Annotated in this window: 15 protein-coding genes and 1 tRNA gene; 5 read left to right on the plus strand and 11 right to left on the minus strand. The window is 52.7% G+C overall.

Going from position 1 to position 15,698, the window contains the following annotated elements; genetic code table 11:
• Positions 1 to 46: 46 nt before the first annotated feature.
• Positions 47 to 2,068: a DNA helicase Rep gene (gene rep, locus AACU19_RS19130; protein ID WP_001238880.1), complete on the minus strand. Its 2,022-nt coding sequence runs from the start codon at positions 2,066 to 2,068 to the stop codon at positions 47 to 49.
• 216 nt (positions 2,069 to 2,284) lie between these two features.
• Here rep and AACU19_RS19135 point away from each other — a divergent pair, with 216 nt between their 5' ends.
• Together AACU19_RS19135 and ppiC are read left to right on the plus strand one after the other, a co-directional pair.
• Positions 2,285 to 2,734, plus strand: coding sequence for a type II toxin-antitoxin system PemK/MazF family toxin (locus AACU19_RS19135; protein ID WP_000996698.1), 450 nt, complete (start codon positions 2,285 to 2,287; stop codon positions 2,732 to 2,734).
• Positions 2,735 to 2,885: 151 nt separating this feature from the next.
• The gene (gene ppiC / locus AACU19_RS19140; protein ID WP_001140258.1) at positions 2,886 to 3,167 is read left to right on the plus strand and encodes a peptidylprolyl isomerase PpiC; all 282 of its coding nucleotides are present in this window, start codon (positions 2,886 to 2,888) and stop codon (positions 3,165 to 3,167) included.
• Positions 3,168 to 3,212: 45 nt separating this feature from the next.
• Here ppiC and ilvC read toward each other — a convergent pair whose 3' ends face one another.
• On the minus strand, positions 3,213 to 4,688 hold the full coding sequence (ilvC, locus tag AACU19_RS19145; RefSeq protein ID WP_000024951.1) for a ketol-acid reductoisomerase: 1,476 nt from the start codon (positions 4,686 to 4,688) through the stop codon (positions 3,213 to 3,215).
• Positions 4,689 to 4,837: 149 nt separating this feature from the next.
• Between ilvC and ilvY the strand changes: the two genes are divergently transcribed.
• Positions 4,838 to 5,728 carry an HTH-type transcriptional activator IlvY gene (gene ilvY, locus AACU19_RS19150; RefSeq protein WP_000365790.1) on the plus strand — a complete coding sequence of 297 codons (891 nt, stop codon included), beginning with the start codon at positions 4,838 to 4,840 and terminating at the stop codon, positions 5,726 to 5,728.
• Here ilvY and ilvA read toward each other — a convergent pair.
• From ilvA to ilvL, 7 genes are all read right to left on the minus strand, one after another.
• On the minus strand, positions 5,725 to 7,269 hold the full coding sequence (ilvA, locus tag AACU19_RS19155) for a threonine ammonia-lyase, biosynthetic (protein ID WP_024218700.1): 1,545 nt from the start codon (positions 7,267 to 7,269) through the stop codon (positions 5,725 to 5,727). The genes ilvY and ilvA overlap by 4 nt on opposite strands.
• Before the next feature lie 2 nt (positions 7,270 to 7,271).
• On the minus strand, positions 7,272 to 9,122 hold the full coding sequence (gene ilvD, locus AACU19_RS19160; protein WP_105279221.1) for a dihydroxy-acid dehydratase: 1,851 nt from the start codon (positions 9,120 to 9,122) through the stop codon (positions 7,272 to 7,274).
• Between the two features lie 64 nt (positions 9,123 to 9,186).
• On the minus strand, positions 9,187 to 10,116 hold the full coding sequence (gene ilvE, locus AACU19_RS19165; protein ID WP_000208520.1) for a branched-chain-amino-acid transaminase: 930 nt from the start codon (positions 10,114 to 10,116) through the stop codon (positions 9,187 to 9,189).
• A gap of 19 nt (positions 10,117 to 10,135) precedes the next feature.
• The gene (gene ilvM, locus AACU19_RS19170; RefSeq protein WP_000983255.1) at positions 10,136 to 10,399 is read right to left on the minus strand and encodes an acetolactate synthase 2 small subunit; all 264 of its coding nucleotides are present in this window, start codon (positions 10,397 to 10,399) and stop codon (positions 10,136 to 10,138) included.
• Positions 10,396 to 12,042, minus strand: a complete 1,647-nt coding sequence (gene ilvG / locus AACU19_RS19175; RefSeq protein ID WP_001012636.1) for an acetolactate synthase 2 catalytic subunit — start codon at positions 12,040 to 12,042, stop codon at positions 10,396 to 10,398. Before ilvG ends, ilvM begins: the two co-directional genes overlap by 4 nt.
• Before the next feature lie 2 nt (positions 12,043 to 12,044).
• Positions 12,045 to 12,095 (minus strand): peptide IlvX, encoded by a 51-nt coding sequence (gene ilvX, locus AACU19_RS19180; protein ID WP_001387183.1) that lies wholly within the window; start codon positions 12,093 to 12,095, stop codon positions 12,045 to 12,047.
• Between the two features lie 87 nt (positions 12,096 to 12,182).
• Positions 12,183 to 12,281 carry an ilv operon leader peptide gene (gene ilvL, locus AACU19_RS19185; RefSeq protein ID WP_001311244.1) on the minus strand — a complete coding sequence of 33 codons (99 nt, stop codon included), beginning with the start codon at positions 12,279 to 12,281 and terminating at the stop codon, positions 12,183 to 12,185.
• A gap of 352 nt (positions 12,282 to 12,633) precedes the next feature.
• Between ilvL and AACU19_RS19190 the strand changes: the two genes are divergently transcribed.
• Positions 12,634 to 14,154, plus strand: a complete 1,521-nt coding sequence (locus AACU19_RS19190) for a YifB family Mg chelatase-like AAA ATPase (protein ID WP_103253853.1) — start codon at positions 12,634 to 12,636, stop codon at positions 14,152 to 14,154.
• A 25-nt stretch (positions 14,155 to 14,179) separates the two neighbouring features.
• Here AACU19_RS19190 and maoP read toward each other — a convergent pair whose 3' ends face one another.
• On the minus strand, positions 14,180 to 14,518 hold the full coding sequence (gene maoP, locus AACU19_RS19195) for a macrodomain Ori organization protein MaoP (RefSeq protein ID WP_000841001.1): 339 nt from the start codon (positions 14,516 to 14,518) through the stop codon (positions 14,180 to 14,182).
• 118 nt (positions 14,519 to 14,636) lie between these two features.
• Between maoP and hdfR the strand changes: the two genes are divergently transcribed.
• The gene (hdfR, locus tag AACU19_RS19200; protein WP_032185545.1) at positions 14,637 to 15,476 is read left to right on the plus strand and encodes an HTH-type transcriptional regulator HdfR; all 840 of its coding nucleotides are present in this window, start codon (positions 14,637 to 14,639) and stop codon (positions 15,474 to 15,476) included.
• Positions 15,477 to 15,571: 95 nt separating this feature from the next.
• On the opposite strand, the gene AACU19_RS19205 is transcribed toward hdfR, so the two are convergent.
• Positions 15,572 to 15,647 (minus strand) — tRNA-Trp (locus AACU19_RS19205).
• Between the last annotated feature and the right edge of the window lie 51 nt (positions 15,648 to 15,698).

Genomic DNA, 15,698 nt, shown 5'->3' on the forward strand with positions numbered 1-15,698 from the left:
GAGTAATATGCTGGGTGCGATGCTCGCGCATCTTACCCGGCCTTGATTATTTCCCTCGTTTTGCTGCCATCATCGCCTTCAGATTTGCCAGATGGTTTTGGCCTTTCTGCATTCGTTCTTCGGCGCTGACAACTTTGCGCTCCTGTTCCCATACCAAATCATCCTGCGGCAGCTCCAGCAGGAAGCGACTCGGCTCCGGGCGCACAAGTTCGCCGTACTGACGGCGTTCTTTACACAGCGTAAAGGTCAATTCCTTCTGGGCGCGGGTGATGCCAACATAGGCCAGCCGACGCTCCTCATCAATATTGTCTTCATCGATGCTGCTCTGGTGAGGCAAAAATCCTTCTTCCATACCGACCATGTAGACATAAGGAAACTCCAGCCCTTTTGACGCGTGCAGAGTCATCAGTTGTACCTGATCCAGCTCTTCCTCGCTCTCGCCGCGCTCCATCATGTCTCGCAGAGTAAAGCGCGTCACCACCTGAGTGAGCGTCATCGGCTCATCCAGTTCACTGCCTTCCAGCATCTCCGTCATCCAGCTAAACAGTTGGTTGACGTTCTTCATGCGCATTTCGGCAGCTTTCGGGCTGGGCGATGTTTCATACAGCCAGGATTCATAATCCATGCCGTGGATCAGATCGCGTACTGCGGCAATCGGTTCCCGCTCCGCCAGGCGCTGGATTTCCGCTAGCCAGTGAGTGAAGCGGGTCAATGCTTCATAACCACGTCCACTAAGCGTCTGACTCAGGCCCATATCAAAACTGGCGGTAAACATACTTTTATTGCGCGTCATCGCCCACTCGCCCAGCTTTTTCAGCGTCGCCGGGCCAATCTCTCGTTTCGGCGTGTTAACGATACGCAGAAATGCGCTGTCATCGTCCGGGTTAGTCAGCACGCGCAGATAAGCCAGCAAATCTTTGATTTCTGGGCGAGAGAAAAACGACGTGCCACCGGAAATTTTGTACGGGATGCGGTTTTGCATCAGGAATTTTTCAAACACCCGCGACTGATGGTTACCACGATAAAGAATGGCGTAATCTTTGTACTGCGTTTTATTGACGAAGTGATGGGCGATCAATTCACCGGTGACGCGCTCGGCCTCATGTTCCTCGTTATTCGCGCTTAAAACTTTTAGCTCTGTGCCGTAACCCAGTTCAGAAAAAAGACGCTTTTCAAAGACGTGCGGGTTATTGGCGATAAGGATGTTCGCCGCTTTCAGAATACGCCCGGAAGAGCGATAGTTCTGTTCGAGTTTAATCACCTTCAACGCAGGGAAATCCTGGCTCAACAGCACCAGGTTTTGCGGACGGGCACCGCGCCAGGAGTAGATCGACTGGTCATCATCGCCTACCACGGTAAAACGTGCGCGGCTGCCCACCAGCAGTTTCACCAGTTCATACTGGCTGGTGTTGGTGTCCTGATACTCATCCACCAGCAGGTAGCGAATTTTGTTCTGCCAGCGCTCGCGGACTTCTTCATTGCGTTGCAGCAGTAACGTCGGCAATAAAATCAGATCATCGAAGTCGAGAACGTTACAGGCTTTCAGGTGTGAATCATACAGCCCATAACAATGGGCAAAAATGCGATCCCGCTCGCCCTTTGCTTCTGCCGCCGCCTGCGCCGGTGTTTTGAGATCGTTCTTCCAGTTAGAGATGGTCGAAATCAGCTGTTGCAGAAGAACTTTGTCATCTTCAATCAGCCCCTCGGTCAGTTCTTTGAGCAACGCCAGTTGATCGGTATCGTCAAACAGTGAAAAGTTCGCTTTCATCCCAAGCGCCGCATACTCCCGTTTGATGATATCCAGCCCTAATGTATGGAAGGTGGAGATCATCAGCCCGCGCGCCTCTTTACGCCCCAGCGTCTGCCCGACACGCTCTTTCATCTCGCGCGCCGCCTTATTGGTAAAGGTCACCGCCGCGATATGCCGTGCCTGATAACCGCAACCGCGGATCAGATGGGCGATTTTATTGGTGATAACACGAGTTTTACCGGAACCCGCGCCCGCCAGCACCAGGCAGGGGCCGGTAACGAATTCGACAGCTTGTTGTTGGCCGGGGTTTAGACGCATAGGTGTATTGCTCAATCTTCGAACGGGGGGAGGATTGTAGCAGAATCGCATTTGAATGTGACCGAGTGAAAACCGCTAACCGGATGGCTGCGGATGTTTAAATCAGAGAGGGAAGGCCGAAACCGGAGTGCATCATGAATCCATTAGACTTAGAAAATATCGGGTCGTAACGTTGTGTTATTACTTTTTCAGAGTTTACTAAGGAGAGGTTTACTCGTGGCGATTAATTTCAGCCCCAAGGTTGGTGAAATACTGGAATGCAACTTTGGTAACTATCCTGTTAGCCAGAATGGACAGTTCAGCACGACGTATTACGATGGCCGCATTCCACCTGAGATGATAAAAAATAGGTTGGTTGTCGTGCTCAACGGAAAAATTAATGGCAACGCATGTATCGTCGTTCCATTATCAACCACTCGCGACCATGACAAGTTAAATCGTGGAATGCATGTTGAAATAGCCAGTAATGTTATCAATGACCTGCAATTCTTTGATCAGCAGATACGTTGGGCTAAAGCCGACCTGGTACAACAAGTCAGTCGAAACCGATTAAACAGAGCAAGGACTTATCGGGGGTATCTTAATCAATGTTTGCCACATGAGTTGGTTGCAGACATACAGAGGGCAGTCATCAAGTCAATCAATGCCATATCGCTCATAAATTGACAATAAAATCACCATCCCCGATAATGACTCTGTAGCCCATAGAGGCCCTAAGTTTTCTCCCCTTGAGGGACCTGCGAAGCCCGGATTTTCCGGGCTTTTGCCATATATGTCCCCCCTCCCTGACTGACAATTTTTAATTCAAGGCACGATCATGGCAAAAACAGCAGCAGCACTGCATATCCTTGTAAAAGAAGAGAAACTGGCTCTGGAACTTCTCGAGCAGATTAAGAATGGTGCCGATTTCGGCAAGCTGGCGAAGAAACACTCTATTTGCCCGTCAGGGAAACGCGGCGGTGATTTAGGTGAATTCCGCCAGGGTCAGATGGTTCCGGCGTTCGATAAAGTGGTTTTCTCTTGTCCGGTACTGGAGCCAACCGGTCCGCTGCATACCCAGTTCGGGTATCACATCATTAAGGTGCTTTACCGTAACTAACAGCAAGGCCTTCTCCGGGAGAAGGCCTTGAACTCTGAATCGCACTTAACCCGCAACTGCAATACGTTTCATATCCGTCATATAGCCGCGCAGTTTCTTACCTACCTGCTCAATCGCATGGCTGCGAATCGCTTCGTTCACATCACGCAACTGCGCGTTATCTACCGCACCTTCCGGAATAGCTTTACCCAAGTCGCCCGGTTGCAGCTCTGCCATAAACGGTTTCAGCAACGGCACACAAGCGTAAGAGAACAGATAGTTACCGTACTCGGCGGTATCAGAGATAACCACGTTCATTTCGTACAGACGCTTACGGGCGATGGTGTTGGCAATCAGCGGCAGTTCGTGCAGTGATTCATAGTAAGCAGATTCTTCGATGATGCCGGAATCAACCATGGTTTCAAACGCCAGCTCAACGCCTGCTTTTACCATCGCGATCATCAGTACGCCTTTATCGAAGTACTCCTGCTCGCCGATTTTGCCTTCATACTGCGGCGCAGTTTCGAACGCGGTTTTGCCGGTCTCTTCACGCCAGGTCAGCAGTTTCTTATCGTCGTTGGCCCAGTCAGCCATCATGCCGGAAGAGAATTCGCCGGAGATGATGTCATCCATATGTTTCTGGAACAGCGGTGCCATAATCTCTTTCAGCTGTTCTGACAGCGCATAAGCACGCAGTTTCGCCGGGTTAGAGAGACGGTCCATCATCAGGGTGATGCCGCCCTGTTTTAGGGCTTCGGTGATGGTTTCCCAACCGAACTGAATCAGTTTTTCTGCATATGCCGGGTCGGTGCCTTCTTCCACCAGCTTGTCGAAGCACAGCAGAGAGCCAGCCTGCAACATACCGCACAGAATGGTTTGCTCGCCCATCAGGTCAGATTTCACTTCCGCAACAAAGGACGACTCCAGCACTCCCGCACGGTGACCACCGGTGGCTGCCGCCCATGCTTTAGCGATCGCCATGCCTTCGCCTTTCGGATCGTTTTCCGGGTGAACGGCAATCAGCGTCGGTACGCCAAACCCACGTTTGTACTCTTCACGCACTTCAGTGCCAGGGCATTTCGGCGCAACCATTACTACGGTGATGTCTTTACGGATCTGCTCGCCCACTTCGACGATGTTGAAACCGTGTGAGTAACCCAGCGCCGCGCCGTCTTTCATCAGTGGCTGTACGGTGCGCACCACGTCGGAGTGCTGTTTGTCTGGCGTCAGGTTAACCACCAGATCTGCCTGCGGGATCAGCTCTTCGTAAGTACCCACTTTAAAACCGTTTTCGGTCGCTTTACGCCAGGATGCGCGCTTCTCAGCGATAGCTTCTTTACGCAGGGCATAAGAGATATCCAGACCAGAATCACGCATGTTCAGGCCCTGGTTCAGACCCTGCGCACCACAACCGACGATGACCACTTTTTTACCCTGAAGGTAGCTCGCGCCATCGGCGAATTCGTCGCGGCCCATAAAGCGACATTTGCCCAGCTGTGCCAGCTGCTGGCGCAGGTTCAGTGTATTAAAGTAGTTAGCCATGGTGATTCCTCGTGATGTTGTGCTTCTTATTGTTCGGTTCGCGTTTGCGAGATTGAATTCACTATATGACAGGAAATTTATTGCGGAAATTGATATATTCACAACGTCACATTGCAATTTTTGCAACGTCAACATTGAGGGCTGCCCCATTGGATTTACGCGATCTGAAAACCTTCCTGCATCTGGCGGAAAGCCGCCATTTTGGCCGCAGCGCGCGGGCGATGCACGTTAGTCCATCCACGCTTTCCCGACAGATTCAGCGCCTGGAAGAAGATCTCGGTCAGCCGCTGTTTGTGCGCGATAACCGTACGGTGACGCTGACCGAAGCGGGCGAAGAACTGCGCGTTTTCGCCCAGCAAACACTGTTGCAGTATCAGCAATTGCGCCACACCATCGACCAGCAAGGACCGTCGCTCTCTGGCGAATTACATATCTTCTGCTCGGTGACCGCTGCCTACAGCCATCTGCCGCCGATTCTTGACAGATTCCGCGCGGAACACCCGTCAGTGGAGATCAAACTCACTACCGGTGATGCGGCGGATGCGATGGAAAAAGTGGTGACGGGGGAAGCGGATCTGGCGATTGCCGGGAAGCCGGAGACGCTGCCCGGTGCGGTGGCGTTTTCGATGCTGGAGAATCTGGCAGTGGTGCTGATCGCGCCTGCCCTACCGTGCCCGGTGCGTAATCAGGTTTCGGTAGAGAAGCCGGACTGGTCTACCGTGCCGTTTATCATGGCAGATCAGGGGCCGGTGCGCCGCCGCATTGAGTTGTGGTTCCGACGCAATAAAATCAGTAACCCGATGATTTACGCCACGGTCGGCGGGCACGAAGCGATGGTTTCGATGGTGGCGCTCGGCTGCGGCGTGGCCTTGTTGCCGGAAGTGGTGCTGGAAAACAGCCCGGAACCGGTGCGTAACCGCGTGATGATTCTGGAGCGTAGCGATGAGAAAACGCCGTTTGAGCTGGGCGTTTGTGCACAAAAAAAGCGGCTGCATGAGCCGCTGATTGAGGCTTTCTGGAAGATTTTACCGAACCATTAACCCGCCAAAAAGAACCTGAACGCCGGGTTATGGGTTTCGTCGTGGCAATCGTAGCCCAGCTCATTTAGCCGGGTTTCGAAATCCGGTTCGTGGTCGCCAAGCTCGAACGCCGCCAGTACGCGCCCGTAGTCGGTACCGTGGCTGCGATAATGGAAAAGCGAAATGTTCCAGTGGGTACCTAGCGTGTTGAGGAAGCGCAGCAGCGCGCCCGGCGATTCCGGGAACTCGAAGCTGTAGAGGCGTTCCTGCAACGGATGCGATGGACGCCCGCCAACCATATAGCGCACGTGTAGCTTCGCCATTTCGTCGTCGGAGAGATCAACCACGCTGTAGCCGCCATCGTTGAGCATCTGCAAAATTTCTTTGCGCTCTTCGAGGCCGCGGCTTAAGCGCACGCCGACAAAGATGCAGGCGTTTTTGGCATCGGCAAAGCGGTAGTTGAACTCGGTGACCGAGCGCCCGCCAAGCAGTTGGCAGAACTTCAGGAAGCTGCCCTTCTCTTCCGGGATAGTCACCGCCAGCAACGCTTCACGCTGTTCACCCAGTTCGCAGCGTTCCGAGACGTAGCGCAGGCCGTGGAAATTGACATTCGCCCCCGAAAGCACATGCGCCAGTCGTTCGCCGCGAATATTGTTCTGGGCGATGTATTTTTTCATTCCCGCCAGCGCCAGCGCGCCGGAAGGTTCCGCCACTGCGCGCACATCTTCGAATAAATCCTTCATCGCCGCACAGATAGCATCACTATCGACGGTGATGATGTCGTCGAGATACTCCTGGCACAAACGGAAGGTTTCGTCGCCAATGCGTTTTACCGCAACGCCTTCAGCAAACAGCCCCACGCGCGGCAGATCCACAGGATGACCCGCATCCAGCGCCGCTTTCAGGCAGGCGGAGTCTTCCGCTTCAACGGCGATCACTTTGATTTGCGGCATCAGCTGTTTGATCAGCACCGCCACACCCGCCGCCAGGCCGCCGCCGCCGACCGGCACAAATACGCGATCGAGATGAGCGTCCTGCTGGAGCAGCTCCAGCGCCAGCGTGCCTTGCCCAGCGATCACCATCGGGTGGTCGAACGGTGGCACCCAGGTGAAGCCCTGCTGCTGTGACAGTTCGATCGCTTTCGCTTTTGCTTCGTCAAAGTTCGCGCCATGAAGCAACACTTCGCCGCCAAAGCCGCGTACCGCATCAACTTTGATATCGGCGGTGGCGGTTGGCATGACGATCAGCGCCTTCACGCCTAACCGTGCGGAAGAAAACGCGACGCCCTGCGCGTGATTACCCGCCGAGGCAGTGATCACGCCATGCGCTTTTTGTTCTTCCGTCAGGCCCGCCATCATGGCGTATGCACCGCGCAGCTTAAAGCTGTGTACCGGCTGGCGATCTTCGCGCTTCACCAGAATCACGTTATCAAGACGCGACGAGAGCTTTTCCATTTTTTGTAGCGGCGTGACCTGCGCCGCCTCGTAAACCGGTGCACGTAGCACCGCTCTTAAATATTCGGCGCCTTCCGGAGCACCAGACAGGGGTTGTGAGTCTGCCATCATTAACCCCCCAGTTTCGATTTATCGCGCACCGCGCCTTTGTCGGCGCTGGTTGCCAGGCTGGCGTAGGCGCGCAGGGCAAAGGAAACCTGACGTTCACGGTTTTTCGGCGTCCAGGCTTTGTCGCCACGGGCTTCCTGCGCTTCACGACGGGCCGCCAGTTCGGCATCGCTTACCTGTAACTGAATGCCACGGTTCGGAATGTCGATAGCGATCAGGTCACCATCTTCAATCAGGCCAATGCTGCCGCCGCTTGCCGCTTCCGGCGAGACGTGGCCGATGGAAAGACCAGAGGTGCCGCCGGAGAAGCGTCCATCGGTGATCAGCGCACAGGCTTTGCCGAGCCCCATTGATTTCAGGAAGCTGGTTGGGTAGAGCATTTCCTGCATGCCAGGGCCGCCTTTCGGGCCTTCATAGCGGATCACCACCACATCGCCCGCGACAACTTTGCCACCGAGGATCGCTTCTACCGCGTCGTCCTGGCTTTCGTACACTTTCGCCGGGCCGGTGAATTTTAGGATGCTGTCATCGACGCCTGCGGTTTTAACGATGCAGCCGTTTTCTGCGAAATTACCGTAGAGCACCGCCAGACCGCCGTCTTTGCTGTAGGCGTGTTCCAGCGAGCGGATACAGCCATTGGAGCGATCGTCGTCCAGCGTATCCCAGCGGCAATCCTGCGAGAATGCCTGTGTAGTACGAATGCCCGCAGGGCCAGCGCGGAACATATTTTTTACCGCATCATCCTGGGTCACGACGATGTCGTATTGTTCCAGTGTTTGCGGCAACGTCAGGCCAATTACGTTTTTCACATCACGGTTCAGTAACCCCGCGCGATCCAGTTCGCCGAGAATACCGATAACACCACCAGCACGGTGAACATCTTCCATATGGTATTTCTGGGTGCTCGGCGCGACTTTACACAGCTGCGGTACTTTGCGGGAGAGCTTATCGATATCACTCATGGTGAAGTCGATTTCCGCTTCCTGTGCCGCCGCCAGCAGGTGAAGTACGGTGTTAGTCGATCCGCCCATCGCGATATCCAGCGTCATGGCGTTTTCAAACGCCGCCTTACTGGCGATGTTACGCGGCAGTGCGCTTTCATCATCCTGTTCGTAGTAACGTTTGGTCAATTCAACAATGCGTTTACCGGCATTGAGGAACAACTGCTTACGGTCAGCGTGGGTTGCCAGCAGCGAGCCGTTGCCCGGCTGCGACAGGCCCAGAGCTTCGGTCAGGCAGTTCATCGAGTTAGCGGTGAACATCCCGGAACACGATCCGCAGGTTGGGCATGCGGAACGTTCAACCTGATCGCTCTGGGAGTCAGAGACTTTCGGGTCTGCGCCCTGGATCATCGCATCAACCAGATCGAGCTTGATGATCTGATCGGACAGTTTGGTTTTCCCGGCCTCCATCGGGCCGCCGGAAACAAAGATCACCGGAATATTCAGGCGCAGGGAAGCCATCAGCATCCCCGGGGTGATTTTGTCGCAGTTAGAGATGCAGACCATGGCGTCGGCGCAGTGGGCATTGACCATATACTCAACGGAATCAGCGATCAGTTCGCGAGATGGCAGTGAATAAAGCATCCCCCCATGGCCCATAGCGATCCCATCATCCACCGCAATGGTATTGAACTCTTTGGCAACGCCGCCAGCCGCTTCAATTTGTTCGGCGACCAGTTTACCGAGATCGCGCAGATGAACGTGACCCGGTACAAATTGGGTGAACGAGTTCACAACCGCGATAATCGGCTTACCGAAATCGGCGTCGGTCATTCCGGTGGCGCGCCACAGCGCACGAGCACCCGCCATATTACGACCATGAGTGGTGGTGGCGGAACGGTACTTAGGCATACTTTATTTACTCCCAGTGTCTGTCTCGTAAATGGGACGGTGCGTGCCGTCCCATTTTTTGTATTTATTGATTAACTTGATCTAACCAGCCCCATTTATCTTCGGTTTCGCCGGTGAAGAGGCCGAAGAAGGCTTGCTGGATGCGTTTGGTAACCGGGCCACAACGGCCTTCGCCTACCTGGATACCATCTACACTGCGCACTGGCGTGATTTCAGCCGCTGTACCAGACATAAACACTTCATCCGCCAGGTACAGTGATTCGCGCGACAGCACCTGCTCACGCACTTCAATTCCCAGTTCTTTCGCCAGTTTGATGATGGCGTCACGGGTAATCCCCGGCAGCGCGGATGAGGTGAACGGTGGGGTAAACAGCACACCGTCTTTCACTTCAAACAGGTTTTCGCCCGCACCTTCAGAGATATAACCATTCACGTCCAGCGCGATACCTTCCTGATAACCGTGGCGGCGCGCTTCGCTACCCACCAGCAGAGAAGAGAGGTAGTTACCACCGGCTTTTGCCGCGGTTGGGATGGTGTTTGGCGCTGCGCGGTTCCAGGAGGAAACCATTGCATCGATCCCCTGCTCCAGCGCTTCTGCACCCAGATACGCTCCCCACGGGAAAGCGGCGATAATCACGTCGGTTGAGTATCCCGCTGGCGGGTTTACGCCCATGCCAACATCACCGACGAAGATCAGCGGACGGATATAGGCGCTGGTGAGATTGTTTTTGCGGATCACGTCACGACACGCTTCCATCAGCTCATCAATGCTCTGCGAAACCGGGAAGCGATAGATTTTGGCGGAGTCATGCAGACGCTGCATATGCTCACGATGGCGGAATACAACTGGTCCTTTGTGCGAATCATAGCAACGGATACCTTCAAAAACTGAGGTACCATAGTGCAGCGCGTGCGACATCACATGCACCTTCGCGTCTTCCCAGCGAACCATTTCCCCATTGAACCAAATGTAATCAGCTTTCTTCGTGGTCATTTTTATATTCCTTTTGCGCTCAGGCGCGGATTTGTTGTGATGTGGTTGTGCTCTGGCAGATGGCAACGTGTGCGACGTCCACCAGTTTATTTAACTGACTAAACAGTAAGTCGACCGACCGTGGGCTGGCAACGGTCAATTCGATATTTATATTTTGTGCATCGCTGGCGGCGGCCATATTCATTGAGCAGACGTGGAAACCACGATGACGCACCACGCGTAAAACACGTTCTAAGGTTTCCGGATTGAAGCGAGCCGATACATTGACCTGATGTTGCATCATGATAATTTCTCCAACATTTCTGAATTACTGGCGCCAGGCGGCACCAGCGGCCAGACGTTCTCAAGTTCGTCGATTGAGACATGAAGCAGGTATGGCCCATCACTGTTCAGCATGGTGTCGAGTGCCGCTTCAACCTGGTCTTTACGGGTGATGTGTTGGCCAGGGATGCCGAAGGCGCTGGCTAACATGAGGAAATCGGGATTATCGGTAAGGGTGGTTTCGCTATATCGTTCCTGGAAAAACAGTTGCTGCCATTGTCGAACCATCCCTAACCGTTGGTTATCGAGTAAGACGATTTTCAACGGTAACTGCTTGCGTTTTACGGTGCCCAGCTCTTGCACATTCATCATGAAAGAGCCGTCACCGGAGATACAGACGACGGTATCGTTCGGTCGCGCAACTTGCGCACCAACCGCTGCCGGTAAACCAAACCCCATGGTGCCTAATCCGCTTGAAGTGATGAAATTTTCCGGGCGAGTGTGGACGATGTGCTGCGCGGCCCACATCTGGTGCTGCCCTACATCTGTGGTTACTACACAATCTTCAGGTTTACGATCCGACAGTTGTTTTAACAACAACGGCGCGTAGATAGCATCACCGGGATGGTTGTAACGCCATGCATGTTCATCACGCAGCTGCGCGCAGTGTTGCTGCCAGTCATTGATATTCAACGGCTGTCGTAATGCCGGTAACAGAGCATTTAAATCACCCTGCAATGCCACATGCGCCTGACGCAGCTTGTTCATTTCTGCCGGGTCGATATCCATATGGATAACACTGGCGTGTGGTGCGAAGGTGTTCAGTTTGCCAGTTACCCGGTCATCAAAACGTGCACCCACGGCGATCAACAAGTCACATTCCTGCACCGCAAAGTTCGCCGCTTTGGTGCCGTGCATCCCCAGCATGCCCAGATAGTACGGATAATCCGCATCAACTGCGCCAAGTCCTTTCAGCGTGCAGGTGGCAGGCATTTTTGTGGCAGAGAGAAATTCTCGTAATGCAGGGACTGCCTGCGCCATACCCACGCCACCGCCAACGTACAGCATCGGTTTTTGCGCTTTTGCCAACATCTGACGCGCTTGCTCGACTTCGGCATGTGGGAAAGTCACTTCGTTTTCAACGGTGGTGAACCAGGGTTCCAGATCGCCGCTGGCTAACTGGATATCTTTTGGGATATCGACCAAAACCGGACCGGGACGACCTGAGTTGGCAACTTCGAATGCTTCAGCCATGATGCGCGGCAACTCTTCCAGAGACTGTACGAGGAAGCTGTGTTTGGTACAGGCTAATGACAATCCCAGGACATCAACTTCCTGAAATGCATCGGTGCCGATGAAGGGAGCGGACACCTGACCGGTGATGGCAACAACAGGGATGGAATCTAACAGCGCGTCCGCAAGCCCGGTTATCAGGTTGGTTGCGCCCGGACCAGACGTGGCGATACATACGCCAGTTTTGCCGGTAGCACGGGCATAACCGATAGCCGCCATTGCCGCGCCCTGCTCATGCCGGCACAGCAAGTGCTCCACGCCGCCGTCATACAATGCATCGTAAACCGGCATAATTGCGCCACCCGGATAACCGAAAACGGTATTCACACCTTGTGCCCGCAACGCATGTACCACCCACTGTGCGCCATTCATAGTTAGTTCCCCGTCCTGAATCTTGAGAAACAGAATTTTGTGCTGTTATTCATTGTCTGCTCCTCGGTTATGTTTTTAAGGTCAAAAAAAAACCCCCGGACCTTTCGGTGCGGGGGTCTTAGTTCGTTAAGGCTTGATCTCTAAGCCTTTCCTCGTCCAAGTGCAGCCCCGCACGGTGGGATAATAATCACCACCACGCTAATCACGACCAGGCTAATCACTCGTAGAAGGGCTGTCATTTTGTCTTTTCTTGCATCTTGTTCGAAGGAATGCCTAAAGAGTTACCATAGATTTTGCGAATAGCACAAGATATTTTTTGGCCGATTTTTATGATGCCTTTAATAATTTCAATAGAAATTGTTGTTTTTTAAAAAGAAAACAGTGAGTGAAAAAAATTCAATTTCAGTATGAATGTTGTTCCCTTCCTCGTAGTTAATCCTTTGTCCACTGCATTTTTGCGAGCATCGTTCCACCGCCAGAACAACTCAACTTCACTTGCACAAATAAACAGGAATCAGCCACTAAAATTCACGAATTAGCGGGCTACAGCAGCGATATCTTATGCACATAATGGCGACTCAAGGAGGGCTTATGTCACTGTCAATTGTTCATACCCGCGCAGCCCTGGGAGTAAATGCGCCCCCAATCACTGTTGAGGTACATATCAGTAAAGGTCTACCCGGCTTAACGATGGTGGGCTTACCAGAAACAACGGTAAAAGAAGCTCGCGATCGCGTGCGCAGCGCCATTATCAATAGCGGATATGAATATCCGGCGAAAAAAATCACCATCAACCTTGCTCCAGCCGATCTGCCAAAAGAAGGGGGACGATATGATTTACCTATCGCCATTGCGTTGCTGGCGGCCTCAGAACAGCTTACAGCCAATAAGTTAGATGAATATGAATTAGTCGGAGAACTGGCGCTTACAGGCGCTCTACGTGGCGTTCCCGGCGCAATCTCCAGTGCAACTGAAGCCATTAAGTCGGGCAGAAAAATTATCGTCGCGAAAGATAACGAAGATGAAGTGGGGCTAATTAACGGTGAAGGATGCCTGATAGCCGATCATCTGCAGGCTGTCTGTGCGTTTCTGGAAGGTAAGCACGCTCTCGAACGCCCGAAACCAACTGATGCAGTATCCCGGGCGCTACAACATGATCTCAGTGATGTTGTCGGTCAGGAGCAAGGAAAGCGAGGACTGGAAATTACCGCCGCTGGCGGGCACAACCTTTTACTGATTGGACCGCCGGGAACAGGTAAAACAATGCTCGCCAGCCGTATTAATGGCCTGTTGCCAGATTTAAGCAATGAAGAGGCACTGGAGAGCGCTGCGATATTAAGTCTGGTAAATGCTGAATCAGTACAAAAACAATGGCGGCAGCGCCCGTTCCGCTCACCTCATCACAGTGCGTCGTTAACTGCGATGGTGGGCGGTGGTGCAATTCCAGGGCCTGGTGAAATTTCGCTGGCGCATAACGGCGTGCTTTTTCTTGATGAGCTACCTGAATTTGAACGGCGTACACTGGATGCCTTGCGAGAGCCGATTGAATCCGGGCAGATCCATCTTTCACGCACGCGAGCAAAAATAACCTATCCAGCCCGTTTCCAGCTTGTCGCGGCGATGAATCCCAGCCCTACCGGACATTATCAGGGAAACCATAACCGCTGCACACCAGAGCAAACGCTGCGTTATCTCAACCGACTCTCTGGTCCCTTTCTTGACCGATTCGACCTCTCACTGGAGATCCCACTACCGCCACCCGGTATTTTGAGTAAAGCGGTTGTTCAGGGGGAAAACAGCGCCACCGTTAAACAACGCGTAATGGCCGCCAGAGAGCGCCAATTTAAGCGGCAGAATAAACTGAATGCCTGGCTGGATAGTCCGGAAATACGCCAATTCTGCAAGCTTGAGAGCGAAGATGCGCAGTGGCTGGAAGAAACGCTGATCCATCTGGGGTTATCGATTCGTGCCTGGCAGCGGTTACTGAAAGTTGCACGAACCATTGCTGATATTGATCAGTCCGACATTATCACACGTCAGCATTTGCAGGAGGCAGTTAGCTATCGTGCCATTGACCGTTTGCTCATCCATCTGCAAAAACTACTGACATAAAAAAAAGGGCATTTCGCCCTTTTTATTAATCGTCAGAATCGGTGTAGTCTTCAGCACCTTCAACCTGCGGTTTACCGCCGGAAAGGGTGTGAAAACGTTTTGGACGCTTGATACGCGTCATATACTTGGACCACACGCGTTCTGCTTCTGTCACTGGCTCACGTTCGCCACGGCATACTGCTACGAAGAGTTTCTCTTCCTCGGTAACCGGCTCGCGTTTGCCGAGATCCAGCTCATTGAAGGCATAACCATGACGCTCAAGCAGTTGTGCCTCTTTGATGGTGAAATCACCATGACGAGAGAATCCACGTGGATAATGTTTATTGTCGAAATATCGATTAGTCGTCGTAAAGCTTTCCGCCATCCTGCACGCTCCTAATTCTTTGACCGAGCTAGTTATGGCGCGGAGTATTAGTTACGCTTGACAGAGTGTAAAACAAAACATTTAAATCATAACGACAAATAATTTTGCGGAGAGCACTGTGGATACGGAATTGTTAAAAACTTTCCTGGAAGTTAGCCGAACGCGTCACTTTGGTCGAGCAGCTGAATCGCTCTATCTGACCCAGTCAGCAGTGAGCTTTCGAATCAGACAACTGGAAAATCAACTGGGTGTGAACCTTTTCACCCGCCACAGAAACAATATCCGTTTAACCGCTGCCGGTGAAAAGCTACTGCCCTATGCAGAAACGCTCATGAGTACCTGGCAGGCCGCCCGTAAGGAGGTGGCGCATACCTCACGACATAATGAGTTTTCTATCGGTGCCAGCGCCTCGTTGTGGGAATGTATGCTTAATCAGTGGTTGGGACGCTTGTATCAAAACCAGGATACCCATACAGGTTTACAGTTCGAAGCGCGAATTGCCCAACGGCAGTCTCTGGTAAAACAGCTGCATGAACGCCAGCTTGATCTTCTTATTACTACTGAAGCACCCAAAATGGACGAGTTTAGCAGTCAGTTGCTGGGGTATTTCACTTTAGCGCTTTATACCAGTGCCCCTTCTAAACTAAAGGGAGATCTAAACTATCTGCGATTAGAGTGGGGGCCAGATTTTCAACAGCATGAGGCAGGTTTGATCGGTGCTGACGAAGTTCCCATTCTGACAACGAGTTCAGCTGAATTGGCACAGCAACAGATTGCGACGCTTAATGGTTGCACCTGGCTACCCGTCAGTTGGGCGCGTAAAAAGGGCGGCCTGCATACCGTTGTCGATAGCACAACACTTTCACGGCCGCTTTATGCCATATGGCTGCAAAATAGCGATAAAAATGCGTTGATTCGTGATCTATTGAAAATTAACGTGCTGGATGAAGTGTATTAATCAAAATGACTGGCAAGGATGCCGGTGGAAGGATTTACTTCGGAGAGGGTTGTTACAGATAAAAAAAATCCTTAGCTTTCGCTAAGGATGATTTCTGGCAGGGGCGGAGAGACTCGAACTCCCAACACCCGGTTTTGGAGACCGGTGCTCTACCAATTGAACTACGCCCCTAATTAGGGTGGCGGAACGGACGGGACTCGAACCCGCGACCCCCTGCGTGAC

Source organism: Escherichia sp. MOD1-EC4550, from assembly GCF_963876935.1.
GTDB lineage: Bacteria > Pseudomonadota > Gammaproteobacteria > Enterobacterales > Enterobacteriaceae > Escherichia > Escherichia coli_F.

Excerpts from the sequence above, each read along its gene's own strand:
- rep (WP_001238880.1), bottom strand. The coding sequence starts at position 2,068 with ATGCGTCTAAACCCCGGCCAACAACAAGCTGTCGAATTCGTTACCGGC.
- ppiC (WP_001140258.1), top strand. The coding sequence starts at position 2,886 with ATGGCAAAAACAGCAGCAGCACTGCATATCCTTGTAAAAGAAGAGAAA.
- ilvC (WP_000024951.1), bottom strand. The coding sequence starts at position 4,688 with ATGGCTAACTACTTTAATACACTGAACCTGCGCCAGCAGCTGGCACAG.
- ilvA (WP_024218700.1), bottom strand. The coding sequence starts at position 7,269 with ATGGCAGACTCACAACCCCTGTCTGGTGCTCCGGAAGGCGCCGAATAT.
- ilvD (WP_105279221.1), bottom strand. The coding sequence starts at position 9,122 with ATGCCTAAGTACCGTTCCGCCACCACCACTCATGGTCGTAATATGGCG.
- ilvE (WP_000208520.1), bottom strand. The coding sequence starts at position 10,116 with ATGACCACGAAGAAAGCTGATTACATTTGGTTCAATGGGGAAATGGTT.
- ilvM (WP_000983255.1), bottom strand. The coding sequence starts at position 10,399 with ATGATGCAACATCAGGTCAATGTATCGGCTCGCTTCAATCCGGAAACC.
- ilvG (WP_001012636.1), bottom strand. The coding sequence starts at position 12,042 with ATGAATGGCGCACAGTGGGTGGTACATGCGTTGCGGGCACAAGGTGTG.
- ilvL (WP_001311244.1), bottom strand. The coding sequence starts at position 12,281 with ATGACAGCCCTTCTACGAGTGATTAGCCTGGTCGTGATTAGCGTGGTG.
- AACU19_RS19190 (WP_103253853.1), top strand. The coding sequence starts at position 12,634 with ATGTCACTGTCAATTGTTCATACCCGCGCAGCCCTGGGAGTAAATGCG.
- maoP (WP_000841001.1), bottom strand. The coding sequence starts at position 14,518 with ATGGCGGAAAGCTTTACGACGACTAATCGATATTTCGACAATAAACAT.